Annotated in this window: 21 protein-coding genes; 11 read left to right on the top strand and 10 right to left on the bottom strand. The window is 71.5% G+C overall.

Features of this window, described 5'->3' with window-relative positions:
• Nucleotides 1-22: 22 nt before the first annotated feature.
• Nucleotides 23-760: a FadR/GntR family transcriptional regulator gene (locus ACFW9O_RS01155; protein WP_384603689.1), complete on the top strand. Its 738-nt coding sequence runs from the start codon at nucleotides 23-25 to the stop codon at nucleotides 758-760.
• A gap of 113 nt (nucleotides 761-873) precedes the next feature.
• On the top strand, nucleotides 874-1587 hold the full coding sequence (locus ACFW9O_RS01150; protein WP_384603687.1) for a gamma-glutamyl-gamma-aminobutyrate hydrolase family protein: 714 nt from the start codon (nucleotides 874-876) through the stop codon (nucleotides 1585-1587).
• A gap of 50 nt (nucleotides 1588-1637) precedes the next feature.
• On the opposite strand, the gene ACFW9O_RS01145 is transcribed toward ACFW9O_RS01150, so the two are convergent.
• Nucleotides 1638-2582: a LysR family transcriptional regulator gene (locus tag ACFW9O_RS01145; RefSeq protein WP_384605207.1), complete on the bottom strand. Its 945-nt coding sequence runs from the start codon at nucleotides 2580-2582 to the stop codon at nucleotides 1638-1640.
• Between the two features lie 82 nt (nucleotides 2583-2664).
• Between ACFW9O_RS01145 and ACFW9O_RS01140 the strand changes: the two genes are divergently transcribed.
• Nucleotides 2665-3819: a TDT family transporter gene (locus tag ACFW9O_RS01140; RefSeq protein ID WP_384603686.1), complete on the top strand. Its 1155-nt coding sequence runs from the start codon at nucleotides 2665-2667 to the stop codon at nucleotides 3817-3819.
• Here the strand turns inward: ACFW9O_RS01140 and ACFW9O_RS01135 are convergent.
• From ACFW9O_RS01135 to ACFW9O_RS01120, 4 genes are all read right to left on the bottom strand, one after another.
• Nucleotides 3758-4465 carry a helical backbone metal receptor gene (locus ACFW9O_RS01135; protein WP_384603683.1) on the bottom strand — a complete coding sequence of 236 codons (708 nt, stop codon included), beginning with the start codon at nucleotides 4463-4465 and terminating at the stop codon, nucleotides 3758-3760. The two genes, ACFW9O_RS01140 and ACFW9O_RS01135, sit on opposite strands and share 62 nt — an antisense overlap.
• Before the next feature lie 17 nt (nucleotides 4466-4482).
• The gene (locus ACFW9O_RS01130; RefSeq protein WP_384603680.1) at nucleotides 4483-5028 is read right to left on the bottom strand and encodes a helix-turn-helix domain-containing protein; all 546 of its coding nucleotides are present in this window, start codon (nucleotides 5026-5028) and stop codon (nucleotides 4483-4485) included.
• A gap of 187 nt (nucleotides 5029-5215) precedes the next feature.
• Nucleotides 5216-7852, bottom strand: a complete 2637-nt coding sequence (locus tag ACFW9O_RS01125) for an ABC transporter permease/substrate binding protein (RefSeq protein WP_384603678.1) — start codon at nucleotides 7850-7852, stop codon at nucleotides 5216-5218.
• Entirely contained in the window at nucleotides 7845-8936 is a 1092-nt protein-coding gene (locus ACFW9O_RS01120) for a glycine betaine/L-proline ABC transporter ATP-binding protein (protein WP_329212808.1), read from the bottom strand. The genes ACFW9O_RS01125 and ACFW9O_RS01120 overlap by 8 nt, the downstream gene beginning before the upstream one ends.
• Before the next feature lie 263 nt (nucleotides 8937-9199).
• Here ACFW9O_RS01120 and ACFW9O_RS01115 point away from each other — a divergent pair, with 263 nt between their 5' ends.
• The 4 genes from ACFW9O_RS01115 to ACFW9O_RS01100 all read left to right on the top strand — a co-directional run bounded on the left by ACFW9O_RS01115 (nucleotide 9200) and on the right by ACFW9O_RS01100 (nucleotide 12496).
• Nucleotides 9200-10108 carry a 5'-3' exonuclease gene (locus tag ACFW9O_RS01115; RefSeq protein ID WP_351172846.1) on the top strand — a complete coding sequence of 303 codons (909 nt, stop codon included), beginning with the start codon at nucleotides 9200-9202 and terminating at the stop codon, nucleotides 10106-10108.
• Nucleotides 10109-10172: 64 nt separating this feature from the next.
• On the top strand, nucleotides 10173-11015 hold the full coding sequence (locus ACFW9O_RS01110; RefSeq protein ID WP_351172757.1) for a siderophore-interacting protein: 843 nt from the start codon (nucleotides 10173-10175) through the stop codon (nucleotides 11013-11015).
• Nucleotides 11016-11159: 144 nt separating this feature from the next.
• Complete coding sequence (locus ACFW9O_RS01105) at nucleotides 11160-11744, top strand: sigma-70 family RNA polymerase sigma factor (protein ID WP_384603674.1); 585 nt, start codon at nucleotides 11160-11162, stop codon at nucleotides 11742-11744.
• Nucleotides 11741-12496 carry an anti-sigma factor domain-containing protein gene (locus ACFW9O_RS01100; RefSeq protein ID WP_384603672.1) on the top strand — a complete coding sequence of 252 codons (756 nt, stop codon included), beginning with the start codon at nucleotides 11741-11743 and terminating at the stop codon, nucleotides 12494-12496. The genes ACFW9O_RS01105 and ACFW9O_RS01100 overlap by 4 nt, the downstream gene beginning before the upstream one ends.
• Before the next feature lie 41 nt (nucleotides 12497-12537).
• Here the strand turns inward: ACFW9O_RS01100 and ACFW9O_RS01095 are convergent, their stop codons facing one another.
• Genes ACFW9O_RS01095 through ACFW9O_RS01075 form a run of 5 tightly spaced genes read right to left on the bottom strand, consistent with a single transcriptional unit; the run spans nucleotide 12538 to nucleotide 18044 of the window.
• Complete coding sequence (locus ACFW9O_RS01095; protein ID WP_384603670.1) at nucleotides 12538-13344, bottom strand: DUF1295 domain-containing protein; 807 nt, start codon at nucleotides 13342-13344, stop codon at nucleotides 12538-12540.
• The gene (locus ACFW9O_RS01090; protein WP_384603667.1) at nucleotides 13341-14735 is read right to left on the bottom strand and encodes a class I SAM-dependent methyltransferase; all 1395 of its coding nucleotides are present in this window, start codon (nucleotides 14733-14735) and stop codon (nucleotides 13341-13343) included. The genes ACFW9O_RS01095 and ACFW9O_RS01090 overlap by 4 nt, the downstream gene beginning before the upstream one ends.
• Nucleotides 14732-16057 carry a class I SAM-dependent methyltransferase gene (locus ACFW9O_RS01085; protein WP_384603665.1) on the bottom strand — a complete coding sequence of 442 codons (1326 nt, stop codon included), beginning with the start codon at nucleotides 16055-16057 and terminating at the stop codon, nucleotides 14732-14734. The genes ACFW9O_RS01090 and ACFW9O_RS01085 overlap by 4 nt, the downstream gene beginning before the upstream one ends.
• Nucleotides 16054-16779 carry a DUF1365 domain-containing protein gene (locus ACFW9O_RS01080; RefSeq protein WP_384605206.1) on the bottom strand — a complete coding sequence of 242 codons (726 nt, stop codon included), beginning with the start codon at nucleotides 16777-16779 and terminating at the stop codon, nucleotides 16054-16056. Before ACFW9O_RS01080 ends, ACFW9O_RS01085 begins: the two co-directional genes overlap by 4 nt.
• The gene (locus tag ACFW9O_RS01075) at nucleotides 16773-18044 is read right to left on the bottom strand and encodes an NAD(P)/FAD-dependent oxidoreductase (RefSeq protein WP_384603661.1); all 1272 of its coding nucleotides are present in this window, start codon (nucleotides 18042-18044) and stop codon (nucleotides 16773-16775) included. The genes ACFW9O_RS01080 and ACFW9O_RS01075 overlap by 7 nt, the downstream gene beginning before the upstream one ends.
• 249 nt (nucleotides 18045-18293) lie before the next feature.
• On the opposite strand from ACFW9O_RS01075, the gene ACFW9O_RS01070 reads away from it, so the two are divergent.
• The 4 genes from ACFW9O_RS01070 (at nucleotide 18294) to ACFW9O_RS01055 (ending at nucleotide 22114) form a co-directional block, all read left to right on the top strand.
• On the top strand, nucleotides 18294-19829 hold the full coding sequence (locus tag ACFW9O_RS01070) for a molybdopterin-dependent oxidoreductase (RefSeq protein WP_384605203.1): 1536 nt from the start codon (nucleotides 18294-18296) through the stop codon (nucleotides 19827-19829).
• A gap of 71 nt (nucleotides 19830-19900) precedes the next feature.
• On the top strand, nucleotides 19901-20545 hold the full coding sequence (locus ACFW9O_RS01065; protein WP_384603658.1) for a fasciclin domain-containing protein: 645 nt from the start codon (nucleotides 19901-19903) through the stop codon (nucleotides 20543-20545).
• A gap of 28 nt (nucleotides 20546-20573) precedes the next feature.
• Nucleotides 20574-21584, top strand: a complete 1011-nt coding sequence (locus tag ACFW9O_RS01060) for an ADP-ribosylglycohydrolase family protein (RefSeq protein ID WP_384603657.1) — start codon at nucleotides 20574-20576, stop codon at nucleotides 21582-21584.
• Nucleotides 21585-21673: 89 nt separating this feature from the next.
• Nucleotides 21674-22114 (top strand): SPW repeat protein, encoded by a 441-nt coding sequence (locus ACFW9O_RS01055; RefSeq protein WP_384603654.1) that lies wholly within the window; start codon nucleotides 21674-21676, stop codon nucleotides 22112-22114.
• Nucleotides 22115-22160 lie beyond the last annotated feature (46 nt).

Genomic DNA, 22160 nt, shown 5'->3' with positions numbered 1-22160 from the left:
TTGAGGGGAAGGGGATCGGGACGTGGCGCAGGAGACCGGTGGGACCGGGCCCTTCGACCGGCTGCTGCCCGTACTGAGGCCGGTGCGCGCGGGCAACGGCTTCGAGGAGGCGCTGGAGCAGATCCTCCAGGTGGTCCGGCTCGGTCTGGTGCCCGGCGGCGGGCGGCTGCCCGCCGAGCGGGATCTGGCGGAGCTGCTGGGGATCAGCCGCGTCACCCTGCGCGAGGTCCTGAAGGTGCTCCAGGACCAGGGGCTGGTCGAGGCCAGGAGGGGCAGGTACGGCGGCACGTTCGTGCTCCCCCGCGCCGGCGGGGCCGGTGGCGGCGAGCTGCGCCGCCGGGTGGAGGGGGTCGACATCGAGGACGTCCTGCGCTTCCGCGAGGTGCTGGACGCCGGAGCGGCCGGGCTGTGCGCGGCGCACGGCCTCGACGAGGAGGGCGTGGACCGGCTGCGCAGGGCACTGATCGCGACACACGAAGCACCTCTGCCCGACTACCGCAGGCTCGACACCCTGTTTCACCTGACGCTGGCCGAGCTCTCCGGCTCCCCGTCCCTCACCGCCCAGTACGCCGCCGTGCGGGCGAGCCTGAACGACCTGCTGGACTGCATACCCCTGCTGGTGCGGAACCTCGAGCACTCGCAGCACCAGCACGCGGTGCTCGTCGACGCGGTGCTCGACGGCGACGAGGAGGCCGCGCGCGCGGTGATGCGCGAGCACTGCGCCGGAACGGCGGCACTGCTCCGGGGTTTCCTGGCTTGAACCCGATCTTCCGGATCGTGTCTCTTGCGCACCGGCCCGGTACGCACAAAGGTATGACGCATCACCATTGCACCGGGCCCGGTCCGCGGACCGCCCGCCGGAGGGACCGCACCATGCACGAACCGCTCATCGGCGTCACCACCTACCTGGAGCCGGCGGCTCGCTGGGGTGTCTGGGAGCTGCCCGCAGCGGTGCTCCCCTCGGCGTATCCCCGGCTGGTCCAGCGGTCCGGCGGCCTGGCGGCCCTGCTGCCGCCGGACGCCCCCGAGCGCGCGTCGGCCGTCGTGGCCAGGCTGGACGGGCTGGTGATCGCGGGCGGCGCCGACGTCGACCCCGGTCTGTACGGCGCGGAGCGCGACTTCAGGACCGGGCCGCCCGCGCACGAGCGCGACGCCTGGGAGCTTGCGCTGCTCCGCGCGGCGATGGAGGCCGGCACCCCCGTGCTCGGCATCTGCCGCGGCATGCAGCTGCTCAATGTGGCGCTGGGCGGCACACTGACCCAGCATCTGGACGGGCACACCGGTCCGTTCGGCAAGGCGGGGGTGCTCGGCGAGCACGCGGTGTCGCCGGTGCCGGGGACGCTGTACGCCTCGCTCGTGCCCGAGGAGGCGTCCGTACCCACCTACCACCACCAGGCCGTGGACCGTCTCGCTCCGGGTCTCGTGGTGTCCGCGCACGCGGCGGACGGCACGGTCGAGGCGGTCGAGCTGCCGGGCCCGCAGTGGGTGCTCGGGGTGCAGTGGCACCCGGAGATGGGCGAGGACCTCCGGATCATGCGGGCCCTGGTCACGGCGGCCCTGGCACGGACGAGCCCGTCCGCCGTCTGAGGACCGGGCCGAGAAGGCGGAGCGGGCCGGTGAGGGGACAGGCCTCGGGCCTACGCCCCGTCGGCGGTCAGTGAGAGCAGGTCACGGGCGGGGCCCGTGGGGCGGTGGCCCGCGGGCCAGACCGCCCGCAGCTGACGCCTGAGCCGGACGCCCGCCACGGGGACCTTGACCAGGCGCCGGGCCGACAGCTCCTCGCCGAGGGCCAGTTCGCTCAGGACGCAGGGACCGGCCCCGCTCTCCGCCGCCCCCTTCACCGCCGTGGTCGAGGAGAGCTCCAGCAGCGGCCGTGCGAGTCCGCCGTGCACGGCGAGTGCGGCGTCCAGGACCTGTCGGGTGCCCGAGCCGTGCTCCCGCAGGATCAGCGGTGTGGCCGCCAGCTCCTGCGGGGTCAGCTGACTGCGGCGGCGGGCCCACGGGTGGGTGGGCGCGACCACGACGACGAGGCGGTCGTGCGCGATGACCGTGCCGTCGAGCCCCTCCGGCACCGACAGTCCCTCGACGAAGCCGAGATCGGCCTCGCCCGCGCGCAGCCGCAGGGCGACCACCGCGGAGTTGCCCGCGGTCAGGGACACGGCGGTTCCGGGGCGTGCGGCACGCAGCGCGATCAGCCAGCCCGGCAGCAGGTACTCCGCGATGGTCATGCTCGCCGCGACCCGCAGCCGGGAGTCGCGCCGGTCCCGCAGCGCCTGCGCACCCGCGTCGAACGCCTCGGCGGCCTCGACGACCCTGCGCGCCCAGTCGGTGACGAGGGCGCCCGCGTCGGTCAGCCGGGAGCCCCGCGGCGAACGGTCCAGGAGCGCGACGCCGAGCTGCCGCTCCATCGACCGGATCCGGCTGGAGGCGGCGGGCTGGGTGATGCCGACGTCCCGCGCGGCCCGGCCCAGGCTGCCGTGCCGGGCGACGGCCAGCAGCAGCACCATCGCCCCGAGGTCGGGGACCCGGTGGGACAGGGGACCGTGTTCGTCACCGTGGCTGGGCGGCGGGGCGCTGGACATCGGTAGGGACATAAGTCCAGCTTATGACGTCATAGGTCCGGGCTCCCTGGTGGGCGGGAACACGCCCGCCGAGAATCGTGGCATGGCCATCTTTCCGCAGATCCAGTCCCGGGTGCTCGCCCCCGCTCCCGCCCCCCTCCGGCTCCCGTCCCTGCGGTACATCGGCCCCAACTGGTACGCGACGGTCATGGGCACCGCGATCGTGGCCACGGCGGGAGTGGGGCTGCCCGTGCACGTGCCGGGGCTGCGCGGTGCCTGCCTCGCGGTCTGGGCGGTGTCCGCGGTGCTGCTCGTCGTGGTCCTCGCGGCCCGCGCCGGACACTGGATCCTGCACCCGGACCAGGCCCGTGCCCACCTCCTGGATCCTGCCGTCGCCCCGTTCTACGGCTGTCTCTCCATGGCGCTGCTCGCGGTCGGCGCGGGGACCCTCCTGGTCGGCCGGGACGTCATCGGGCACTCCGCCGCGGTAGCCGTGGACGCGGTGCTGTTCACGCTCGGCACGGTGGCCGGACTCGCCGCCGCGGTCGCGATCCCGTACCTCATGGTCGTACGTCACCGTCCGGAACCCGGCACCGCGTCGCCGGTCTGGCTGCTCCCCCTCGTGGCGCCGATGGTCTCCGCCGCCGTCGGTCCGCTGCTCGTGCCGGAACTGCCCGCGGGCCAGTGGCGCGAGGCGCTGCTGCTCGCCTGCTACGCGATGTTCGGTCTGTCGCTGCTGGCGACCCTGGTGATCGTCCCGCTGGTCTTCGGCCGGCTGGTGCACCAGGGCCCGTTGCCGCTCGCGCTGACACCGACCCTCTTCCTCGTGCTCGGCCCCCTGGGCCAGTCGACGACCGCGGTCAATCAGCTGGCCGATGTGGCGCCGGGTGCGATCGGGGCGCCGTACGCCTCGGCGTTCGGCGCGTTCGCCGTGCTGTACGGGGTACCCGTGATGGGGTTCGCACTGCTGTGGCTGGCGCTGTCCGTGGCGATGGTGGTGCGGGCCGCGCGGCGTGGCATGCGGTTCACGATGACGTGGTGGGGCTTCACGTTCCCGGTCGGTACGTGTGTCACGGGCGCGGCGGGACTGGCCCGGCACACCGGGCTCACCGCCTTCGTCTGGCTGGCCGTCGCGCTCTACGTGCTGCTGGTGGCCGCCTGGGCGGTGGCGGGCGCGCGGACGCTGCGGGGGCTGCTCAGCGGAGTGCTGCTCGCAGCGCCGCAGCCGCTTCGGTCAGCGACGGCCCGTACCACGTGAGGTGGCGGCCGTCGACGAGCGCGGCGTGCAGTCCGGGAAAGGCCTCGGGGCCGTCGGTCGCGGTGAAGCGGTACGGCTCGTCGGGCAGGACGACCAGCTCGGCGCCTGCCGCGTTCAGCTCTGCCAGCGGGATGCGGGGATAACGCTCGGGGTGGTCCGCGTAGACGTTGCGTACGCCGAACCGTGCCAGCAGGTCACCGGCGAACGTGTCGCGGCCCAGCACCATCCAGGGCCTGCGCCAGACCGGGATGACCGCGGGCCGCAGGGTGCCGGGAGGCGGCAGCGCCGCCCAGGCGGTCTCGGCCTCGTCCAGCCAGCGCGGCCGGCTCAGGCCGCATCCGGCGACGAGGACCCGCTCCAGTTCGGTGAAGGCCTGGGCGAGGGTGCGGACCTCGGTGACCAGGACGTTCAGCCCGGCCTCCCGCAGGACGGCGAGGTCGGGTTCCCGGTTCTCCTCCTCGTTGGCGACCACGAGGTCGGGGCGCAGTGCCACGACGGCCGCCACGTCGGGATTCTTGGTACCGCCGATCCGGGTGGCGGTGAGCTCCGGCGGGTGGGTGCACCAGTCGGTGGCACCGACCAGCAGGCCGGGCGCGGTGACGGCCACCGCCTCGGTCAGCGAGGGAACCAGGGACACGACGCGCACGGCAGGACCCTTTCGGCTCAGCGACGCGAGTCGTACGTCGCGTCGATGTGCTCGGCGACCGCGACGACGAGCAGCCGCGTGCCGGGCACCGTCGCGCGCCACCGGTGCCGGACCCCTCCGGAGAGGAAGAGGGTGTCGCCGCGGCCCAGCCGGTAGGCCTGGCCCTCGGCCTCGACCTCGGCCGCGCCCTCCACGACGTACATCACCTCGTCGTTGCGGTGCTGGAACTCGCGTCCGAGGTCCTGCTCGCCGACGAATTCCAGGACGCTGAGCTGGTGGCGTCCTCGCACGAGTCTGCGTACGCCGTCGTCGTCACCCGCCCGGACGACATCCACGGAGCGCGCCGAGTCCGCCGCTGCCCGCAGCCGCTCCGGCGTGGTTTCCAGTGCTTCGGCCACCCGGTCCAGGGAACGGGCGCTGGGTCTGGCCCGCTCGTTCTCGATCTGGCTGAGGAACGGCACGGACAGGCCGCTGCGCCCGGCCACCGCGGCCAGTGTGAGACCCAGGGTCCTGCGCCGTCGGCGAACCGCGGCACCCACTCGAAGGGCTTCCTTGTCGTCCATGTCCGGCTCCCTCCCCGGATCGCCATCCTCCCGGTTGCCAGCACCCTACGCATGTCGTTTGCGGGATGGAGCCGAAGTGAATGGCCGGGAAACCTTCCGGGAAGCCTCCGACCAGCCCGAAGGGGACGGCCCCGGCGCAATGCCGGGACCGTCCCCTTCAGGGTGTTGACGGCTGACGCGGACCGATTCAGCTGCCGACGGGGGCCAGCTGGTCCACCACGTCCGGGTTGGCGTCCATCCAGTGGCGGGCGGACTCCTTCTCCTTGCCCGCGCCGCCCTTCTGGATCTCCACCTCGAGCGAGGCCAGCTGCGCCTCGCTGAGCTTGAAGTCCTTCAGCCAGCCGGTGAACTCCGGGAAGTCCTTGGCGAAGTCCTTCTTGGCGACCGTGTGGATCTGCTCGCCCTCGCCCCAGGCGCCCTTGGGGTCCTCGAGCTTCTTCAGGTCGTGCTTGCCGTACGCCCAGTGCGGCGACCACAGGGTCACCACGACCGGCTCCTTCTTCTTGATCGACCGGTTCAGCTCGGCCAGCATCGAGGAGGTGCTGGAGGAGACGACCTCGTACTCGCCCTCCAGGCCGTACTCCTTGAGCACCTTCTTGTTCAGCGTGCCCATCATCCCGGCGCTCGACTCGATGCCGATGATCTTGCCGTTGAACTTCTTGCCCTGGCCCTTGAGGTCATCGAGCGAGTCGATGCCCTTCACGTACGAGGGAACCGTCAGCTCCAGCGAGGTCGGCCCGTACCAGGAACCGAGATCGGTGAGGTTGTCCTTGTACCGGTCCCAGTAGTCCTTGTGCGTGGTCGGCAGCCAGGAGTCGAACTGGACATCCAGCTGTCCCTGCGCGAGACCGGTGTACAGCGGACCCGGGTCGAGCTGCTTGACCGTCGTCTTGTAACCGCGGTCCTCGAGCATGTTCTGCCACAGGTAGGTGCTGGCGATGGCCTCGTCCCACGGGAAGTACCCCATGTTGACGGTCTTGCCCGCGTCCTTGCCCTGCTTCGCGCCGCCCGCGCCGCCCGGCACCGGTGCCAGCTTGTCGACGAGGCCGGGGTTCTTCTTCAGCCAGCTGCGTACGCCGTCCTGCTCCTGGCCCTGGCCGGCTCCCTGGATCTCGTTCTCCAGGCTCGTGAGCTGCTTCTCGGTGAGCTTGAACTTCTTCAGCCAGTCGGCGACCGCGGGTGCCTTCTCGGCGAAGCCCTTGTGGGCGACGGTGTGGACCTCTTCGCCCTTGCCCCAGGCACCCTTGGGGTCCTTGAGCTTCTTCAGTTCGTGCTTGCCGTAGGCCCAGTGCGGCGACCACAGGGTCACCACGACCGGCTCCTTCTTCTTGATGGAGGCGTTCAGCTCGGCGAGCATCGAGGAGGTGCTGGAGGAGACGACCTCGTACTCGCCCTCCAGGCCGTACTCCTTGAGCACCTTCTTGTTCAGCGTGCCCATCATCCCGGCGCTCGACTCGATGCCGATGATCTTGCCGTTGAACTTCTTGCCCTGGCCCTTGAGGTCATCGAGCGAGTCGATGCCCTTCACGTACGAGGGAACCGTCAGCTCCAGCGAGGTCGGCCCGTACCAGGAACCGAGATCGTCCAGCTGGTCGCTGTACTTGTCCCAGTAGTCCTTGTGCGTGGTCGGCAGCCAGGAGTCCGTCTGGAAGTCGATGTCGCCGCGGGCGACGCCGGAGTAGAGCGGGCCGGCGTCCAGCTGGGTGATGCCCGTGGTGTAGCCGCGCTGCTCCAGGAGCTCCTTCCAGAGGAAGGTGGAGGCGATGCCCTCGTCCCAGGGGATGTAGCCCAGGTTGATCTTCTGGCCCTTGCCGACGTTTCCGCTGTCGGCCGTGGCGGTCCCGGAGTCGTTCGAGCCCGAGCCGGCGATGTTCAGACCGCCCGCGACGAGCGCGAGCACGACGACGCCGGTCATCGCGACAGCGGTTCCGGGCTTGTAGTGCGTGAACTTCAGACGACGCGCACCGGCGGCGACCTTGGCCGCCGCCCGGCGGCCGAGCGGCGAGACCCGCTCGTTGAGCGCTCCGGTCATCCGGTCGAGGTACATGGCGAGGATGACGACGGCGATCCCGCTCTCGGCGGCGAGGCCGACCTGGAGCTGGGTGATCGCGGCGTACACCTTCTCGCCGAGGCCTCCGGCGCCGGCCATGCCGCCGATGACGACCATCGACAGGGCCAGCATGATGACCTGGTTGATTCCGGCCATGATCGTCGGAAGCGCGAGCGGAAGCTGTACCCGGGTCAGGGTGTCCTTGGGCGTGGTGCCGAACGCCGCGGCCGCCTCGACCAGCTCGCTGTCGACCTGGCGGATGCCGAGCTCGGTCATCCGGACGCCGGGGGGCATCGCGAAGACGATGGTGGCGATGACACCGGGGGTGACGCCGACGCCGAAGAACATGACGCCGGGGATCAGGTAGACGAAGGCGGGCATCGTCTGCATGACGTCGAGCACCGGACGCAGCGCGGCGCTGACCCTGTTGTTGCGCGCGGCCCAGATACCCATGGGCACCGCGATCACGATGGTGATGACGGCTGCCACCACGACCAGCGAGAGCGTCGCCATCGCTTCGTCCCACAGGGCGAGGGAGTCGATCAGCGCGAAGCCCGCGAAGGTGAGCACGGCCGGGACGACGCCGCGCAGCCAGAAGGCGATCACGGCGAAGATCGCGGCCATGAGCAGCGGCTCGCCGCCGCCGAGTACGGCGTTGACACCGTCGTACATGCCGCCGAGGACGGCCTTGATGGCGTCGAAGATCCAGGTGAGGTTCGTCTGGAGCCAGTCGACGGCGCTCTCGACCCATGCGCCGAAGGAGATCCTAGGCACCGGCGTTCACCTTCTTGATGTCACGCTGGGCCGGCAACACGTTCTCGACCTTCGGTTCCTCGCCGAGCGCGGCGAGCAGACGGTTGCGCGGCACGACGCCGATGACGCCGCCTTCCGCGTCGGTGACGGCGACGGCGACCCCGCTGGTGGAACAGGGGGTGAAGAGCTCCGCGATGGGCGTCTCGGCGGACACCGTCGCGGGGGCCTCGGCCATCAGGTCCTCGTCGGAGCGGCCCGCTTCGGGCTTCTCCATGATCGAACCGGCGGTGAGCACGCGCGAGCGGTCGACGTCCTGGATGAAGGACGCCACGTAGTCGTTGGCCGGCCGGACGAGGATGTCCTCGGCGGTGCCCTGCTGGACGATCTCGCCGTCCCGCATCACGGCGATGCGGTCGCCGAGGCGCATGGCCTCGTTGAGGTCGTGGGTGATGAAGACGATGGTTTTCTTCAGTCGCTTCTGCAGTTCGAGCAGCTGGTCCTGCATGTCGCGGCGGATCAGCGGGTCGAGCGCGCTGAAGGACTCGTCCATCAGCAGGAGGTCGGCGTCGGTGGCGAGCGCGCGGGCCAGGCCGACACGCTGCTGCATGCCGCCGGACAGCTCGTCGGGCCAGGACTTCTCCCAGCCGGCGAGGCCCGTCATCTCCAGGGCGTCGGCGGCGCGCTTCTCACGCTCGGCACGCGGTACGCCCTGCACCTCCAGCCCGTACGCGGCGTTCTCGAGCACGCTCCTGTGGGGGAAGAGCGCAAAGTGCTGGAAGACCATGCTGATCTTGGAGGAGCGGACACCGCGCAGCTCGCGCGGGCTCAGGGCGGTCAGATCCTGCCCGTCGAACAGCACACGCCCGGCGGTGGGGTCGAGCAGCCCGTTGAGCATCCGCAGCAAGGTGGACTTTCCGGATCCGGAGAGCCCCATGACGACGAAGATCTGACCGGGTTCCACGGTGAACGAGGCGTCGATCACCGCTGCGGTCGTTCCGTCGGCGCGCAGTTCGTCGCGGTGGGTTCCGCTCTCGAGCTTCTGCACGGCTTGATCGGGTCGTCTGCCGAACACCTTGTACAGGTGCTCCGCTTGCAGCCTTGACACATACACCTCACGCGTTGAACCAAAAACGGTCTGCCACCCCCTCCGGCAGACCGTGGAGCAGTGCGGATTCGGTCCGCAAAGCACGCACATCAGTTGAAAAATGGACGTGGTCCGCTCCGATGGCGCGCCTGCCCTCACTTACGCAGCCCAAACACGTGTGTGATTCAGTTCACTTCCGGGGGGCGACGGCGGCGGGACCGCAGGCGTCGACAGCCGGCGGTGTCGGTGCCGTGCGGCATCATCGGGGTGTGACGCGACGCCTGATGCTCCTCGACACCGCCTCCCTCTACTTCCGCGCCTACTTCGGCGTCCCGGACTCGGTGCGCGCACCGGACGGCACCCCGGTCAACGCCGTGCGCGGACTGCTCGACTTCATCGCCCGGCTGGTCCAGGACCACCGGCCCGACGACCTGGTCGCCTGCATGGACGCGGACTGGCGGCCGCAGTGGCGGGTCGAGCTGATCCCCACCTACAAGGCGCACCGGGTGGCGGCCGAGACGCCCGCGGGGGTCCCGGACGAGGAGGAGACCCCCGACACCCTCTCCCCGCAGGTCCCGATCATCGAGGACGTCCTGGACGCCCTCGGCATCGCCAGGGTGGGCGTCGCTCCGTACGAGGCGGACGACGTGATCGGCACGCTCGCCGGCCGGGCCACCGGCCCGGTGGACATCGTGACCGGCGACCGTGACCTGTACCAGCTGGTCGACGACGCCCGCCGGGTGCGGGTGCTGTACCCGCTGAAGGGCGTGGGCACGCTCCAGATGACCGACGAGGCATGGCTGCGGGAGAAGTACGGTGTCGACGGCGCCGGCTACGTCGATCTCGCGCTGTTGCGCGGGGACCCGAGCGACGGCCTGCCGGGGGTCCCCGGCATCGGTGAGAAGACGGCGGCGAAGCTGCTGGACGCCTACGGTGATCTGGCCGGGATCATGGCCGCGGTCGGCGATCCGGCCTCGAAGCTGACCCCGTCGCAGCGCAAGCGCCTCGACGAGGCGCGGGACTACGTGGCGGTCGCGCCGAAGGTGGTCCGGGTCGCCGGCGACGTACCGCTGCCCGAATTCGACGCCGCGCTCCCCGACGAGCCGCGGGACCCCGCGGCCCTCGAGGCCCTCGCGGCCCAGTGGGGTCTGGGCGGTTCCCTGCAACGCCTGCTCGTCACACTCCAGGCGTGAGAGTGCTAACTTAGGCATACCTAAGTCCAGAGGTTCATCGCACAACCGGAGCAGGGAGTCCCTTGTGGCAGAGCGGCAGGCACGCCAGGCACCGACGGCACAGGGGGCGCAGGTCGTGCGCACCGAGCAGCTCACCCCGCACATGGTGCGGGTGGTTCTCGGCGGCGACGGCCTGGCAGGCTTCGAGCTCGCGGGGTTCGCCGACCACTACGTCAAGCTGTGCTTCGCGCCCGAGGGCGCGGACTACGCACACCCCTTCGACATGGCCAGGATCCGCGAGGAGTACCCGCGCGAGCAGTGGCCCACCACCCGTACGTACACGGTGCGTTTCTGGGACCCGGCCGCCCGTGAGCTCGCCATCGACTTCGTGGTGCACGGCGACGAGGGGCTCGCGGGTCCGTGGGCGAGCCGGGCGCGGCCCGGTGACCAGGTGACGTTCCTGGGCCCCGGCGGCGGGTACGGGCCTCAGGCCTCGGCCGGCTGGCACCTGCTCGTCGGCGACGAGAGCGCGCTGCCCGCGATCGCCGTGGCCCTGGAGCAGATGCCGGCGGGCGCGCTGGTGCACGCCTTCGTCGAGGTCGCGGACGCCGCGGAGGAGCAGAAGATCGTCACGCCCGACGGAGTGGTGGTGACCTGGCTGCACCGGGGCGACCGTCCCGTCGGAGAGGCTCTGACCGCCGCGGTGAAGGGTCTTGAGTTCCCCGACGGCGAGGTGCAGGCCTTCGTCCACGGCGAGGCGGGCTTCGTGAAGGAGATCCGCCGTCACCTCCGGCTGGAGCGCGGGATCCCGCTCGCCCAGCTGTCGATCTCCGGTTACTGGCGCGAGGGCAAGAACGACGACGCCTGGCGCGCGGTCAAGCGCGAGTGGAACGAGCAGGTCGAGCGCGAGCAGGAGAAGGCCGCGTAGCGAGCCCGACGCACCCCTGCGGCCCGGTCCCCGTCACCGACGGCGGCCGGGCCGTGCGACGATTCCGGCCCATCGACCAATCCGCACGGCCGCCGGCTTCGAATCACCCAGGAAACCGTTGCGTGCCCTGGGAGGAACATCCGCGTGAAAGAGGCCGTATACATCAGCGGGGCACCCGCGCCGGGGCCCGACCTGCAGGCGCTGCTCGTCCTGGTCGCCCGTGGGGACCAGGACGCCTTCACCGAGGTGTACGACATGGTCAGCGGGTCGGTCCTCGGCCTGGTGCGCAGTGTCCTGCGCGATCCCGCCCAGTCCGAGGAGGTCGCCCAGGAGGTGCTGGTCGAGGTGTGGCGCACCGCCGCCCGCTTCCAGCCGTCCCGGGGCAGCGCCATGAACTGGGTGCTCACCCTCGCCCACCACCGCGCCGTCGACCGGGTCCGTTCGGCCGAGGCGAGCGCGGCGCGGGAGCACAGGGCGGCGCTGCTGGACCGCACGCCCGACTTCGACGAGGTCTCCGAACAGGTCGAGACCCGGCTCGAGCGGGAACAGGTCCGGCGCTGTCTGCGGACGCTCTCCGAACTCCAGCGGCAGTCCGTGACCCTGGCGTACTACCGGGGGCTGACCTATCGCGAGGTCGGCGAGCTGCTCTCCGTACCACTGGGAACCATCAAGACACGGTTGCGCGACGGGCTGATCCGGCTGCGCGACTGCCTGGGGGTGAACGCATGAGCGCCGCCGATCTGCACACACTGACCGGGGCCTATGCCCTGCACGCTCTGCCGGAGGACGAACGCCTCACGTTCGAGCGGCACCTGGACGCCTGCGAGGCGTGCGCCCAGGAGGTACGGGAGCTGTCCGCCACCGCCGCCCGGCTCGGGCTCGCGGTGTCCACCACCGCGCCGCCCGGGTTGCGCGACCGGGTGCTGCGGGAGATCACGACCGTACGGCAGGAGCCGCCGGCCCGCGGCCGGACCGGCCTCGCCGGTGCCCCTCCGGGCCGGGCGGGCCGCTGGTCGACGTACGCGCTCGCCGCGTGCGTCGCCGCCGCTGCCGCGTTCGGCGGGGTCGCCGTGTGGCAGAACCAGGTCGCGCAGGACGCCCGTCAGGAGGCGGACCGGGCACAGGAGCAGAACGAGCAGCTGGCCCGGGTGCTCGCGGCGCCGGATGCCAGGACCGGCTCGGGGGCCCTGGATGACGGCGCCCGCGGGGCGGTCGTCGTCTCGCGGAGCGAGAACCAGGCGGTCTTCCTGGCCTCCGGCCTGGCCCCGCCGCCCGGGGGCAAGGTCTACCAGCTGTGGTTCAACGACGACGGGTCCATGCGGTCGGCCGGTCTGATGAACCCGTCGGCGACGGACGACGCCGTACTGCTGGACGGGCCGGTCGACGGGGCGTCCGGCATGGGTATCACCGTCGAGCCGGCGGGTGGATCCGAGCAGCCGACCTCGGCGCCCGTGGCCCTGATGGATTTCCCGGGCGCCTGAGTCGGAGCGAGGGCCCCTGGGCGCATGCGCCCAGGGGCTGTTCAGCGTTCTCTGCCCGGCGGCCACGGGAGGAATCCGCTGGTGCGGGCCCGGTAGTCGTCGTATCCGGGCCGTCCGGCCATGTGCCGCTCCAGCAGCGCCTTGCCGCTGCCCTTGATCAGCAGGAAGCTCATCACCACGGGCGCCACGAGGGTCGCCGCCGCGACCGCGGGGTCGGAGCACACGAAGAGGAACAGACCCCACCAGACGCAGAAGTCGCCGAAGTAGTTCGGGTGCCGGGTCCAGGACCACAGCCCCCGGTCCATGATCCGCCCCCTGTTCTCCGGATCGCTCTTGAACCGGGCCAGTTGCCGGTCCCCCACCGCCTCGAAAACGATCCCCACCGCCCACAGCGCGGTGCCCGCCCAGGCCCACCAGGACAGCGGTCCCGTCAGATACTGCGCCGCCTGTACGGGCAGTGAGATCAGCCAGACCAGAGCCCCTTGGAGGAGGTACACCTTGCGCAGGGCGTAGAGGTCCGGGTGCCCCGGAGCCTTGGCCAGCATGGCGGCGTAGCGGGGATCCTCCCCGTGGCCCCGGCCGCGGAGGCCGATGTGCACGGCAAGCCGCAGCCCCCAGACGACCGTCAGCGCGGTCACCAGGAGCCGGCGCGCGTCATCGCCGTCGCCCTCCGAGAGCGCGTACGAGACAACTGCGACGGCTGCGAAGCCGATGCCCCACGCCACGTCGACGATCCGGTGCAGGCGCTTGCGCAGGGCGATCAGGAACGTCACGAGCATGACGACGAGGGCGGCACCCGCCGCCGCGGCCAGGTTCTGGGCGAATGCCGCCCAGGCGAAGCCGTTCACCGGCCGGCCCCCGGGCGCGGCACCGCGACGACGGGTTCGGCGGAGGTGCGGCCGTCCTGTCCGGCCGTGGCGCCGAGGCCCGCGTACCAGTCGTGGCGGGTGGCGGGCAGACCGGCCGATCCCTCCGCGTCGGGCCGCACGGACAGGATCTGGTCGACCCCCATGCGCCGCTCCTCGAACGCCAGGGCGCCGCCCACCAGGTAGAGCCGCCACACTCGCGCGGTCTCCTCGCCGACCAGGGCGACGAACTCGGGCCAGCGCTCCTCCAGGGTCCGGTGCCAGGCCTCGACGGTACGCACGTAGTGCTCGCGCATCGACTCCACGTCGCGTACCTCCAGCCCCGCCCCTTCGAGGAGTCCGACCGTCTCACCGAGCGGGCGCATGTGCATGTCCGGCGCGATGTACGACTCGATGAAGGCCCCGCCGCCCGGAGCGGTGGAGCCGCGGGACATCTGCTGGACCAGCGCGCGGCCCCGCGGCCGGAGCACCGCGTGCAGCAGCGCGGTGAAGGCCGGGTACTCGGCGTCCCCGACGTGCTCCCCCATCTCGACGGTGGACACGGCGTCGTACCCTCCCCGGAAGCCTGGCAGGGCGGCGACGTCGCGGTAGTCGCAGCAGTGCACCTCGACGAGATCCTCCAGGCCGCGCTCCGCCACCTGACCGCGTACGTACGCCGCCTGCTCCTCGGCCAGCGTGACCGCGGTGACGCGGACCCCGTGCCTGCCGGCCGCATGCAGCGTCAGGGACCCCCAGCCGCAGCCGATGTCGAGGAGGCGTGCCCCGGGCCGGAGCCCGAGCTTGCGGCAGATCAGCTCCAGCTTGTCGCGCTGGGCGTCGGCCGGTCCGTAGTCCGGCCCGGTGCCGGTCCAGTATCCGCACGAGTACGCCATGGTCTCGTCGAGCAGCAGGGAGTAGAAGGCGTTGGACAGGTCGTAGTGGTGGCTGATGGCCGCCCGGTCCCGCGCCCTGCTGTGCAGCGCCCCGCCGATCGCGGCCCTGGCCGCGGGAACCGGCGGGCGGGGGCCGACCGCTCCGAGGCGCAGGGCGGTCCCGGCCGCACGGAGGCGGTCGGCTACGCGGGGGCGGGGCAGGTGCGTGCCCTGCTCCCGTGACGCGCGGCGCATGGCGCGCAGTCCGGCCGCGAGGTTGTCGGCGATGTCGATGTCACCGGTGATGTAGGCCTCGGCCAGGCCCAGTTCGCCCGGCTGCCAGAGGAGGCGTCGCAGCGCCCTGCGCGAACGGACATGCACCGTGGGCGCGCCCTCGGGGCCGGTCTCGCTGCCGTCCCACATCCTGATCCTGACCGGCGGCGGCCCACCGAGGAACTGCTCGATGACCGGCGCGACGCGCTGCGCGGCCCCGTACCCCGGGGTGTGGGTGATGGTGTTCACGCGGTGTCCTCACGGGTCAGGAGAATCTGCTGCACGTCGAGATAGCCGGACCGGAATCCGGCCTCGGAGTAGGCGAGGTAGAACGTCCACATGCGCCGGAAGGTCGCGTCGAAGCCGAGCGCGTCGACCCGGTCCGCCCGCTCCTCGAAGCGCTCACGCCACAGCCTGAGCGTCTCCGCGTAGTGCATGCCGTAGGTGCTGCGCCGCCTGGTCCGCAGGGCGGTGTGTGCGGTGGTGACGCGCTCGATCGACTCGGTGGAGGGGAGCAGCCCGCCCGGGAAGATGTACTTCTGGATCCAGGTGTGGGTGCTGCTGCTGGCGAGCATGCGGTCGTCCGGCATGGTGATCGCCTGGAGTGCGATGCGCCCGCCCGGGGCCAGGCAGCGGTCCAGCGTGCGGAAGTACACCGGCCAGAACTCCTGGCCGACGGCCTCGATCATCTCGACGCTGACGACGGCGTCGTACTCCCCGGTGACGTCCCGGTAGTCGCAGAGCCGCACGTCCACGCGGTCCTCGTGGCCGGCCTCGCGCATCCTGTTCCTGGCCAGTTCCTGCTGTTCCCGGGAGAGCGTCAGCGTGGTGACGCGGGCGCCGCGAGCGGCGGCCCGTAGGGCGAGTTCGCCCCAGCCGGTGCCGATCTCCAGCAGTTCGGTGTCCCGGCCCACGCCGGCCATGTCGAGCAGCCGGTCGATCTTGCGGTGCTGGCCGGCGGCCAGCAGGTCGTGCTCGGCCGGGAATCCGCGGAAGACGGCCGAGGAGTATGTGAGCGTGTCGTCGAGGAAGAGGGCGAAGAGGTCGTTCGACAGGTCGTAGTGGTGACTGATGTTGTCGCGCGAGCCCTCGGGGGTGTTGGCCTGAGCGGCGGGCTGCCGCGGTGCCCACAGCCTCCGCAGTTTCTGCAGCGGTGCGGGGACGAGGTCCGCCGCGTTGCCGGCGAGGACCGTCAGGACGCCGACGAGGTCCGGCGAGTCCCATTCGCCGGCCATGTACGACTCGCCGAAGCCGACCAGTCCGCTCGCGCCGATCCGCCGGAAGAACGCGTCGGGCCGCCGGATCTCCATGAGCGGCCCGCCCAGCCCGATGCTGTCGCGGCCGGCGAGCCGGGCACGCAACGGGAGCCGTGAGAGGGCGTGCCGGACGAGCCGTTCGGCCACGGCGGTCCTGGCCCCGGACACCCGCGGCTGGGCCGCGACATCGGGCCATCTGTCCGGGTCGACGCCCGTGAGGGAGGCCGTGGCGCCTCTGATCTGGGCCGGAATGCTACGGCTGCGGGCGGGAGCCACGGTCGGGGCCGATGGAGTGGGAGAGGTGGGCACCTTCACTGCATGCCTTCCTGTGTGCGGTGACGGGGACGTGGCTGCACGGGCAGCCGGCGCAGGAACAGCCGGATGCCGTGCAGCCTGATGGCGGCGGATACGACAACGGTGGAAAAGGGGTGTCGGAGGAACAGCCGGAGCAGCTGGGCGGGCGTACCGGGTCGTCGCGTGCCCTGTACGGTCGCCGTGAACGGGCGTGTGCCGTCGCGTTCCAGATGGATCGTCAGGTTCAGTCGCGGGCCGGGTTCGGGCAGCCGCATCCGGTAGTCGCCGTCCACGGGGAAGAACGGCGACACGTAGAAGTCCTTGCCGGTCACCGCCCGGTCGGCCGCGTCGGGGCGCAGCAGGTAGCAGTGACGTTCCCCGTAGGTGTTGTGCACCTCGGCGACCACGCAGAGCGGCGTGCCGTCGGGGCGGTGGCACCAGTAGACGGTCAGCGGGTTGAAGACATGGCCGAGGACCCGGGCCTGGGTGAGCATGGTGACGGTGCCGTCGGCGAGGTCGACGGCCCGGGCGGCGAGGAACCGCTCCAGCCCGGCCCGGATCGTGGGAGCCGTGCCGCCGAAGTGGTCGCGCGCGTCGAAGCGGGCCAACGGGCGCAGGAAGGACGGGAGTCGTGGCGGCCGGTCCGGGTCGATCAGCCACAGATAGCCGCGGTGCCGCAGGTCGTACCGGCGGGGCGTGGTGCGTACGTGGGTGATGGCGCACGGGTAGAGGGCGGTCACCAGGTCACCCCCAGGGCGGCGGCGGCCTCGGCTCCGGAACGGCAGCCGTCCTCGTGGAAACCCCAGCCGTGGTACGCCCCGGCGTAGGCGGTGACCGGTCCCGAAAGGGCCGGCAGCCGGGCCTGGGCGGCGACCGATTCCGGGGTGAAGACGGGGTGCTCGTAGAGCATGCGGGCCCGGACGAGGTCCGGGTCGACCCTGTCCGCACCGTTCAGCGTGACGACGAACCGCTCGGGGGCGTCCAGCCGTTGGAGCCGGTTCATGTCGTAGCTGACGGTGACCCGGTCGGCGTCGGCCGCGCAGGACGGCATCAGGTAGTTCCATGAGGCAGCGGCGCGCCGGCTGCGTGGAAGGACCGCGGTATCGGTGTGCAGCAGCGTGGGGTTGTGGGAGTAGCGGAAGGCGCCGAGGGTGCGCCGTTCGTCGTCGGTGGGGTCGGCGAGCAGGCGGAGCGCCTGGTCGGGGTGGGTGGCGACGACCACCTCGTCGTACTCCTCGGTGACGCCGTCCTCGGTGACGATCTCCACGCCGTCGCGGTGCCGGCGCACGGCCCGCACGGGGGTGGACGTGCGCACGGAGTGCACCTGCTTGGTGATGCGTTCGACGTAGGCGCGCGATCCGCCGGTGACGGTCCGCCACACCGGTGACCCGCCGATCGAGAGCATTCCGTGGTGGTCCAGGAACCGGAAGAGGTAGCGGGCCGGGTAGCGCAGCGCGGTCACCGGGTCGCAGGACCAGACGGCGGAGACCATAGGTGTCAGGAAGTGGGCGCTGAAGTAGGGGGAGAAGCGGCCCCGGGCGGCGAACTGCCCCAGGGTCATGGCGGACGCGCCGTCGTCCCCGGCGAGCAGGGCGCGGGCTGCCCGGTGGAAGCGGGGCACTTCCGCGAGCATCCGCAGGTACGGGCCCCTCAGGACGGCGCCCGGCCGGGCGAACAGTCCTGCGGCTCCCCGGGCTCCCGCGTACTCCAGGCCGCAGCCCTCGCAGCGCACGGACATGCTCATCTCCGACTCCTGGGTCGTCACACCGAGTTCGTCGAAGAGCCGGAGCAGATGGGGGTACGTACGCCGGTTGTGCACGATGAACCCGGAGTCGACGCGGTGTATGCGGCCGTCCGACGAGGTCAGGTCGTGGGTGTGCGCGTGTCCCCCGACGCGCTCGTCCGCCTCGTGGAGTGTCACGTCCCGTGCGCTGCCCAGGACGTACGCGGCGGTCAGCCCCGCCACTCCGCTGCCGATCACGGCTGTGCGCCGCCGCTTCGTTGTCATGGGGGTTCCTCCCGGTGCTGCACGGTTACCGGGGCTCGCCGGAGAGCCCCTCAGAGGTCATTCGGTGCAGGTGGGCCCGCGGATTGGCCACCGGACGGACTTCCTTCGATCGGGTGAACGACCAATCCGCGGGGTCCCCGGTGCCGAACTCCTGGTGTGAGCACAGACCGATACGTTTCGCAGAGTCACGGGGCCCCGGGGTCCCGGGGATCCCGCTGGGCGCGCGCCGCGTTCGCCGCGCTCAGCGGTCTGATCGCCGGGTTCACGGCCCTGTGCGTGGCCGAACTCGTCGCGGCTGCCGTACGTCCGGAGGCGGGGCCGGTCACGGCTGTGGGCGGAGCGGTCATCGACCGGACTCCCCCGGCGGTCAAGGACTTCGCCGTACGGAACTTCGGCACCGACGACAAGCTGGTGCTGCGGCTCGGGATCCTCGTACTGCTGGGGCTCTTCGCCATGGCGGTCGGGGTCCTCGCGCTGCGGCACCGGCGGAGCGGCGCCGCGGCCGTACTGGTCTTCGGTGTGGTCGGCGCGGTCGCGGCGGCCGGGCGGCCGGAGGGCCGCCCGGCCGACGCGCTGCCGTCGGTCGTGGGCGCCGTGGTGGCCGCGGGGGTCCTGTACCTCCTGGCCGGACGGCTCACGTCGGCAGCCGGCCCGTCTCCCGCGGCTGAGGAGACGGACGGCGGGACGCGGGGTGCCTTCGACCGCCGCGGATTCGTGATCGCGGCGACCGCTGCCGCGGCGGCCTCGGCCGGTGCGGGGCTCCTGGGCCGTCGGCTCCAGGCGTCCGAACTGGCCGGGGTCTCCGCCTCACGCGGCGACATCGCACTCCCGGCACCCGCCTCACCGGCTCCCGCGATACCCGGGGGCGCCGATCTGGGGATCCGTGGGCTGAGTTCCTTCGTGACGCCGAACAAGGACTTCTACCGGGTGGACACCGCCTTGGTGGTCCCGCGCGTCGACGCCGACCGGTGGCGGCTGCGGATCCACGGCAAGGGGGTGGCGCGACCCGTCACCCTCGGCTTCCAGGACCTCCTGCGGCGCGAACTCGTCGAGCGGGACATCACGCTGACCTGCGTGTCGAACCAGGTGGGCGGCCCGTACGTGGGCAACGCCCGGTGGATCGGCGTACGACTGGCCGACCTGCTGGGCGAGGCCGGGGTGAAACCCCCGTCGAAGGGCGGGCCGGCTGACCAGATCGTGGCGCGTTCCGTCGACGGCATGACGATCGGCACCCCGGTGGAGGCGGTCATGGACGGCCGCGACGCACTGCTCGCGGTCGGTATGAACGGCGAACCGCTGCCGTTCGACCACGGCTTCCCCGTCCGGATGGTCGTTCCCGGTCTGTACGGCTACGTCTCGGCCTGCAAGTGGATCCGGGACATCGAGCTCACGACGTTCGACGCGTACGACGCGTACTGGGTCGAGCGCGACTGGTCGCGCGAGGCTCCGATCAAGACCCAGTCACGCATCGACACGCCCCGTCCCTTCGCCTCCCCGCGCGCGGGCACGGTGCCCGTCGCCGGCGTCGCATGGGCCCAGCACCGGGGCATCGCCCGGGTGGAGGTCCGGGTGGACGGCGGCGCGTGGCACATCGCACGTCTGGCCGCCGAAGCGGGTCGTGACACCTGGCGCCAATGGGTGTGGGAGTGGCCGGCCACGACCGGCCACCACACCCTCGAGGTCCGCGCGACGGACCGCAGCGGCGTCACCCAGACCGACAAGCGGGTCGGCACCGTGCCCGACGGTGCGACCGGATGGCACTCGGTGGTGGTCGACGTGTCCTGACCGCCCGGCCTTTCCACCGGTCCCTTCTTCCCCTTCCCCTCATTGATCAAGAAACCTCACAGGAGAACACCATGAACAACCGTCACCTTCGCCGCGTCGCCGTCGCCGTCTCCGCCGCCGCCCTGCTGCCGCTGGCGATGACCGCCTGCTCCGGCGACTCCGACACCGCGGCGTCCGGCTCCGACTCCGGCGCGGACAAGGCCGCGTCGAGCGCTCCGGCCAAGGAGACCCAGCCCATGGACGAGCCGTTCGGCCCGGCCTGTGCGACGGTCCCGAAGGACGGCGCGGGCTCCTTCGCCGGAATGGCGCAGGACCCGGTCGCCACGGCGGCGTCGAACAACCCGGCGCTGTCCACCCTGGTCACGGCGGTCAAGCAGGCCGGCCTCGTCGACACCCTGAACAGCGCCGAGAACATCACGGTGTTCGCCCCGACCAATGACGCCTTCGCCAAGATCCCGAAGGCAGACCTGGACAAGCTGCTCGCCGACAAGGCGGCGCTCACCAAGGTGCTCACCTCGCACGTCGTGGGCGAGAAGCTGGCGCCCTCGCAGCTGGACAAGGGCTCCTTCGACACTCTGGCGAAGACGCCGCTGACGACGTCCGGTTCGGACATGACGTACACCGTGAACGACTCCTCGAAGGTCGTCTGCGGCAACGTCCCGACCGCCAACGCCACGGTCTACATCATCGACACCGTCCTGATGCCGGCCGCCTGACGGCTTCTACCGCTCGTACGCTGACCGTATGAGCGGAACGGGCCCCGAGGGCCGCACTCCTGGAACGAACGAACCGGTGAAGGCGGCCCGGAGGGACCGGGCCGCCGGCGCCGTGGTCGGCTCCGCGGCCGGCGACGCACTGGGCGCCCCCTTCGAGTTCGGGGCGCCCGGTGTGTTCGGCGCACGTTTCCCGGACCGCGTGGGGACGCTGTGCGGGGGCGGGGGCTGGGATCCGGGCGAGGCCACGGACGACACGCAGATGGCCGTTCTGGTCGGCGAGTCCCTGCTGGAGAACGGCGGTCTCGAACTCTCCGACATCTTCGACCGGTTCAGGCGCTGGGCTGCCGGCGAACCCAAGGACATCGGGCTGCAGACCGAGGACGTCCTGACGAGCGGGGACCCCTGGGACATGGCCGCCGCTCTGCACTTCCAGATCAACGCGCGTGCGGCGGGCAACGGTTCGCTGATGCGGGCGACCACCTCCGCCGTGTACTTCGCGCGGCAGGGGCGTGCGGCGACCATGGACGCCGCACGCCGCATCGCGGCCCTGACCCATGGCGACCGCGCAGCGTGGGAAGGCACCGCCGTCTTCCACGAGCTGGTGCGCGTCGCCCTGGACGGCGACGATCCCCTCGCCGCCCTCCCCGGCGCGCTCACCGAGGTCCATGCCGACCACCGGGACCGCTGGGCGGCCGTGCTGGCACCCGACTGGCATCCGGACGACGCGACCGAGTTCAACGGTGCGGTGTGGCCCTGCCTCGGCACCGCGCTCTGGGCCCTGCGCACCACCTCCGACTTCGAGGGCGCGCTCGCCGCCGCGGTGGACGTGGGCGGGGACACCGACACGGTCGCGGCGGTCACCGGAGGACTGGCGGGAGCGGTGTACGGGCTCGGCGCCGTCCCGGAACGCTGGACGCGGACCCTGCACGTGCCGCTGCCGGGGTACGGGGACCGGGTGCTGCGAGCCGCGGACCTGGTGTCCCTGGCCGAGCGGCTCGACGGAAACGCAGGAAACCACCGCCAGAAAACCTACACATAAGAGACATATAAGAGCACACTGGCTGAAGAGACGATGACCGCGCCATCCGTACCGCGGTCGCCCCTCCAAGGTTCGAAGGAGACGATCTCATGAGTAACGTCTCGCACAGGAGTGATCTGTCGGGCCATCCCGACGTCGATGAGATGCGGGAGCGCCACGACCGTGTGATGAGCGGCGGCGGCCGCAGTACCGCTCTGGCCGACGCGCCTGTGTTCCTCCTCGGTCTGTACTGCGCCGTCTCGCCCTGGGTGCTCCACTTCACGGCAAGCCAGCCGGCCCTGGTGACACACAACCTCGTCATCGGCATCGCGATCGCCGTTCTGGCGCTGTGCTTCACCGCCATGCCGGAACGGATGACCGGCATGAGCATCGCCATCTGCGCCCTGGGCGCCTGGCTCATCGTGTCGCCCTGGATCGTGGGCTCGAGTCCCGATATGGGCGTCATCCTCAACAACGTGATCGTCGGAGGCCTGGCTGTCGTGCTCGGGGCGGTCTGCGCGGGCCTCGCGGTGATGAACAAGAAGACGTAGGGAGAGGACCGCGAACACACAGCAGTGGCCACAGGCACGAACACGC

Source organism: Streptomyces sp. NPDC059499 (assembly GCF_042749285.1).
Lineage (GTDB): Bacteria > Actinomycetota > Actinomycetes > Streptomycetales > Streptomycetaceae > Streptomyces.
The sequence above is the reverse complement of the archived record's forward strand: the minus strand, read 5'-3'. Positions and strand labels throughout refer to the sequence as shown.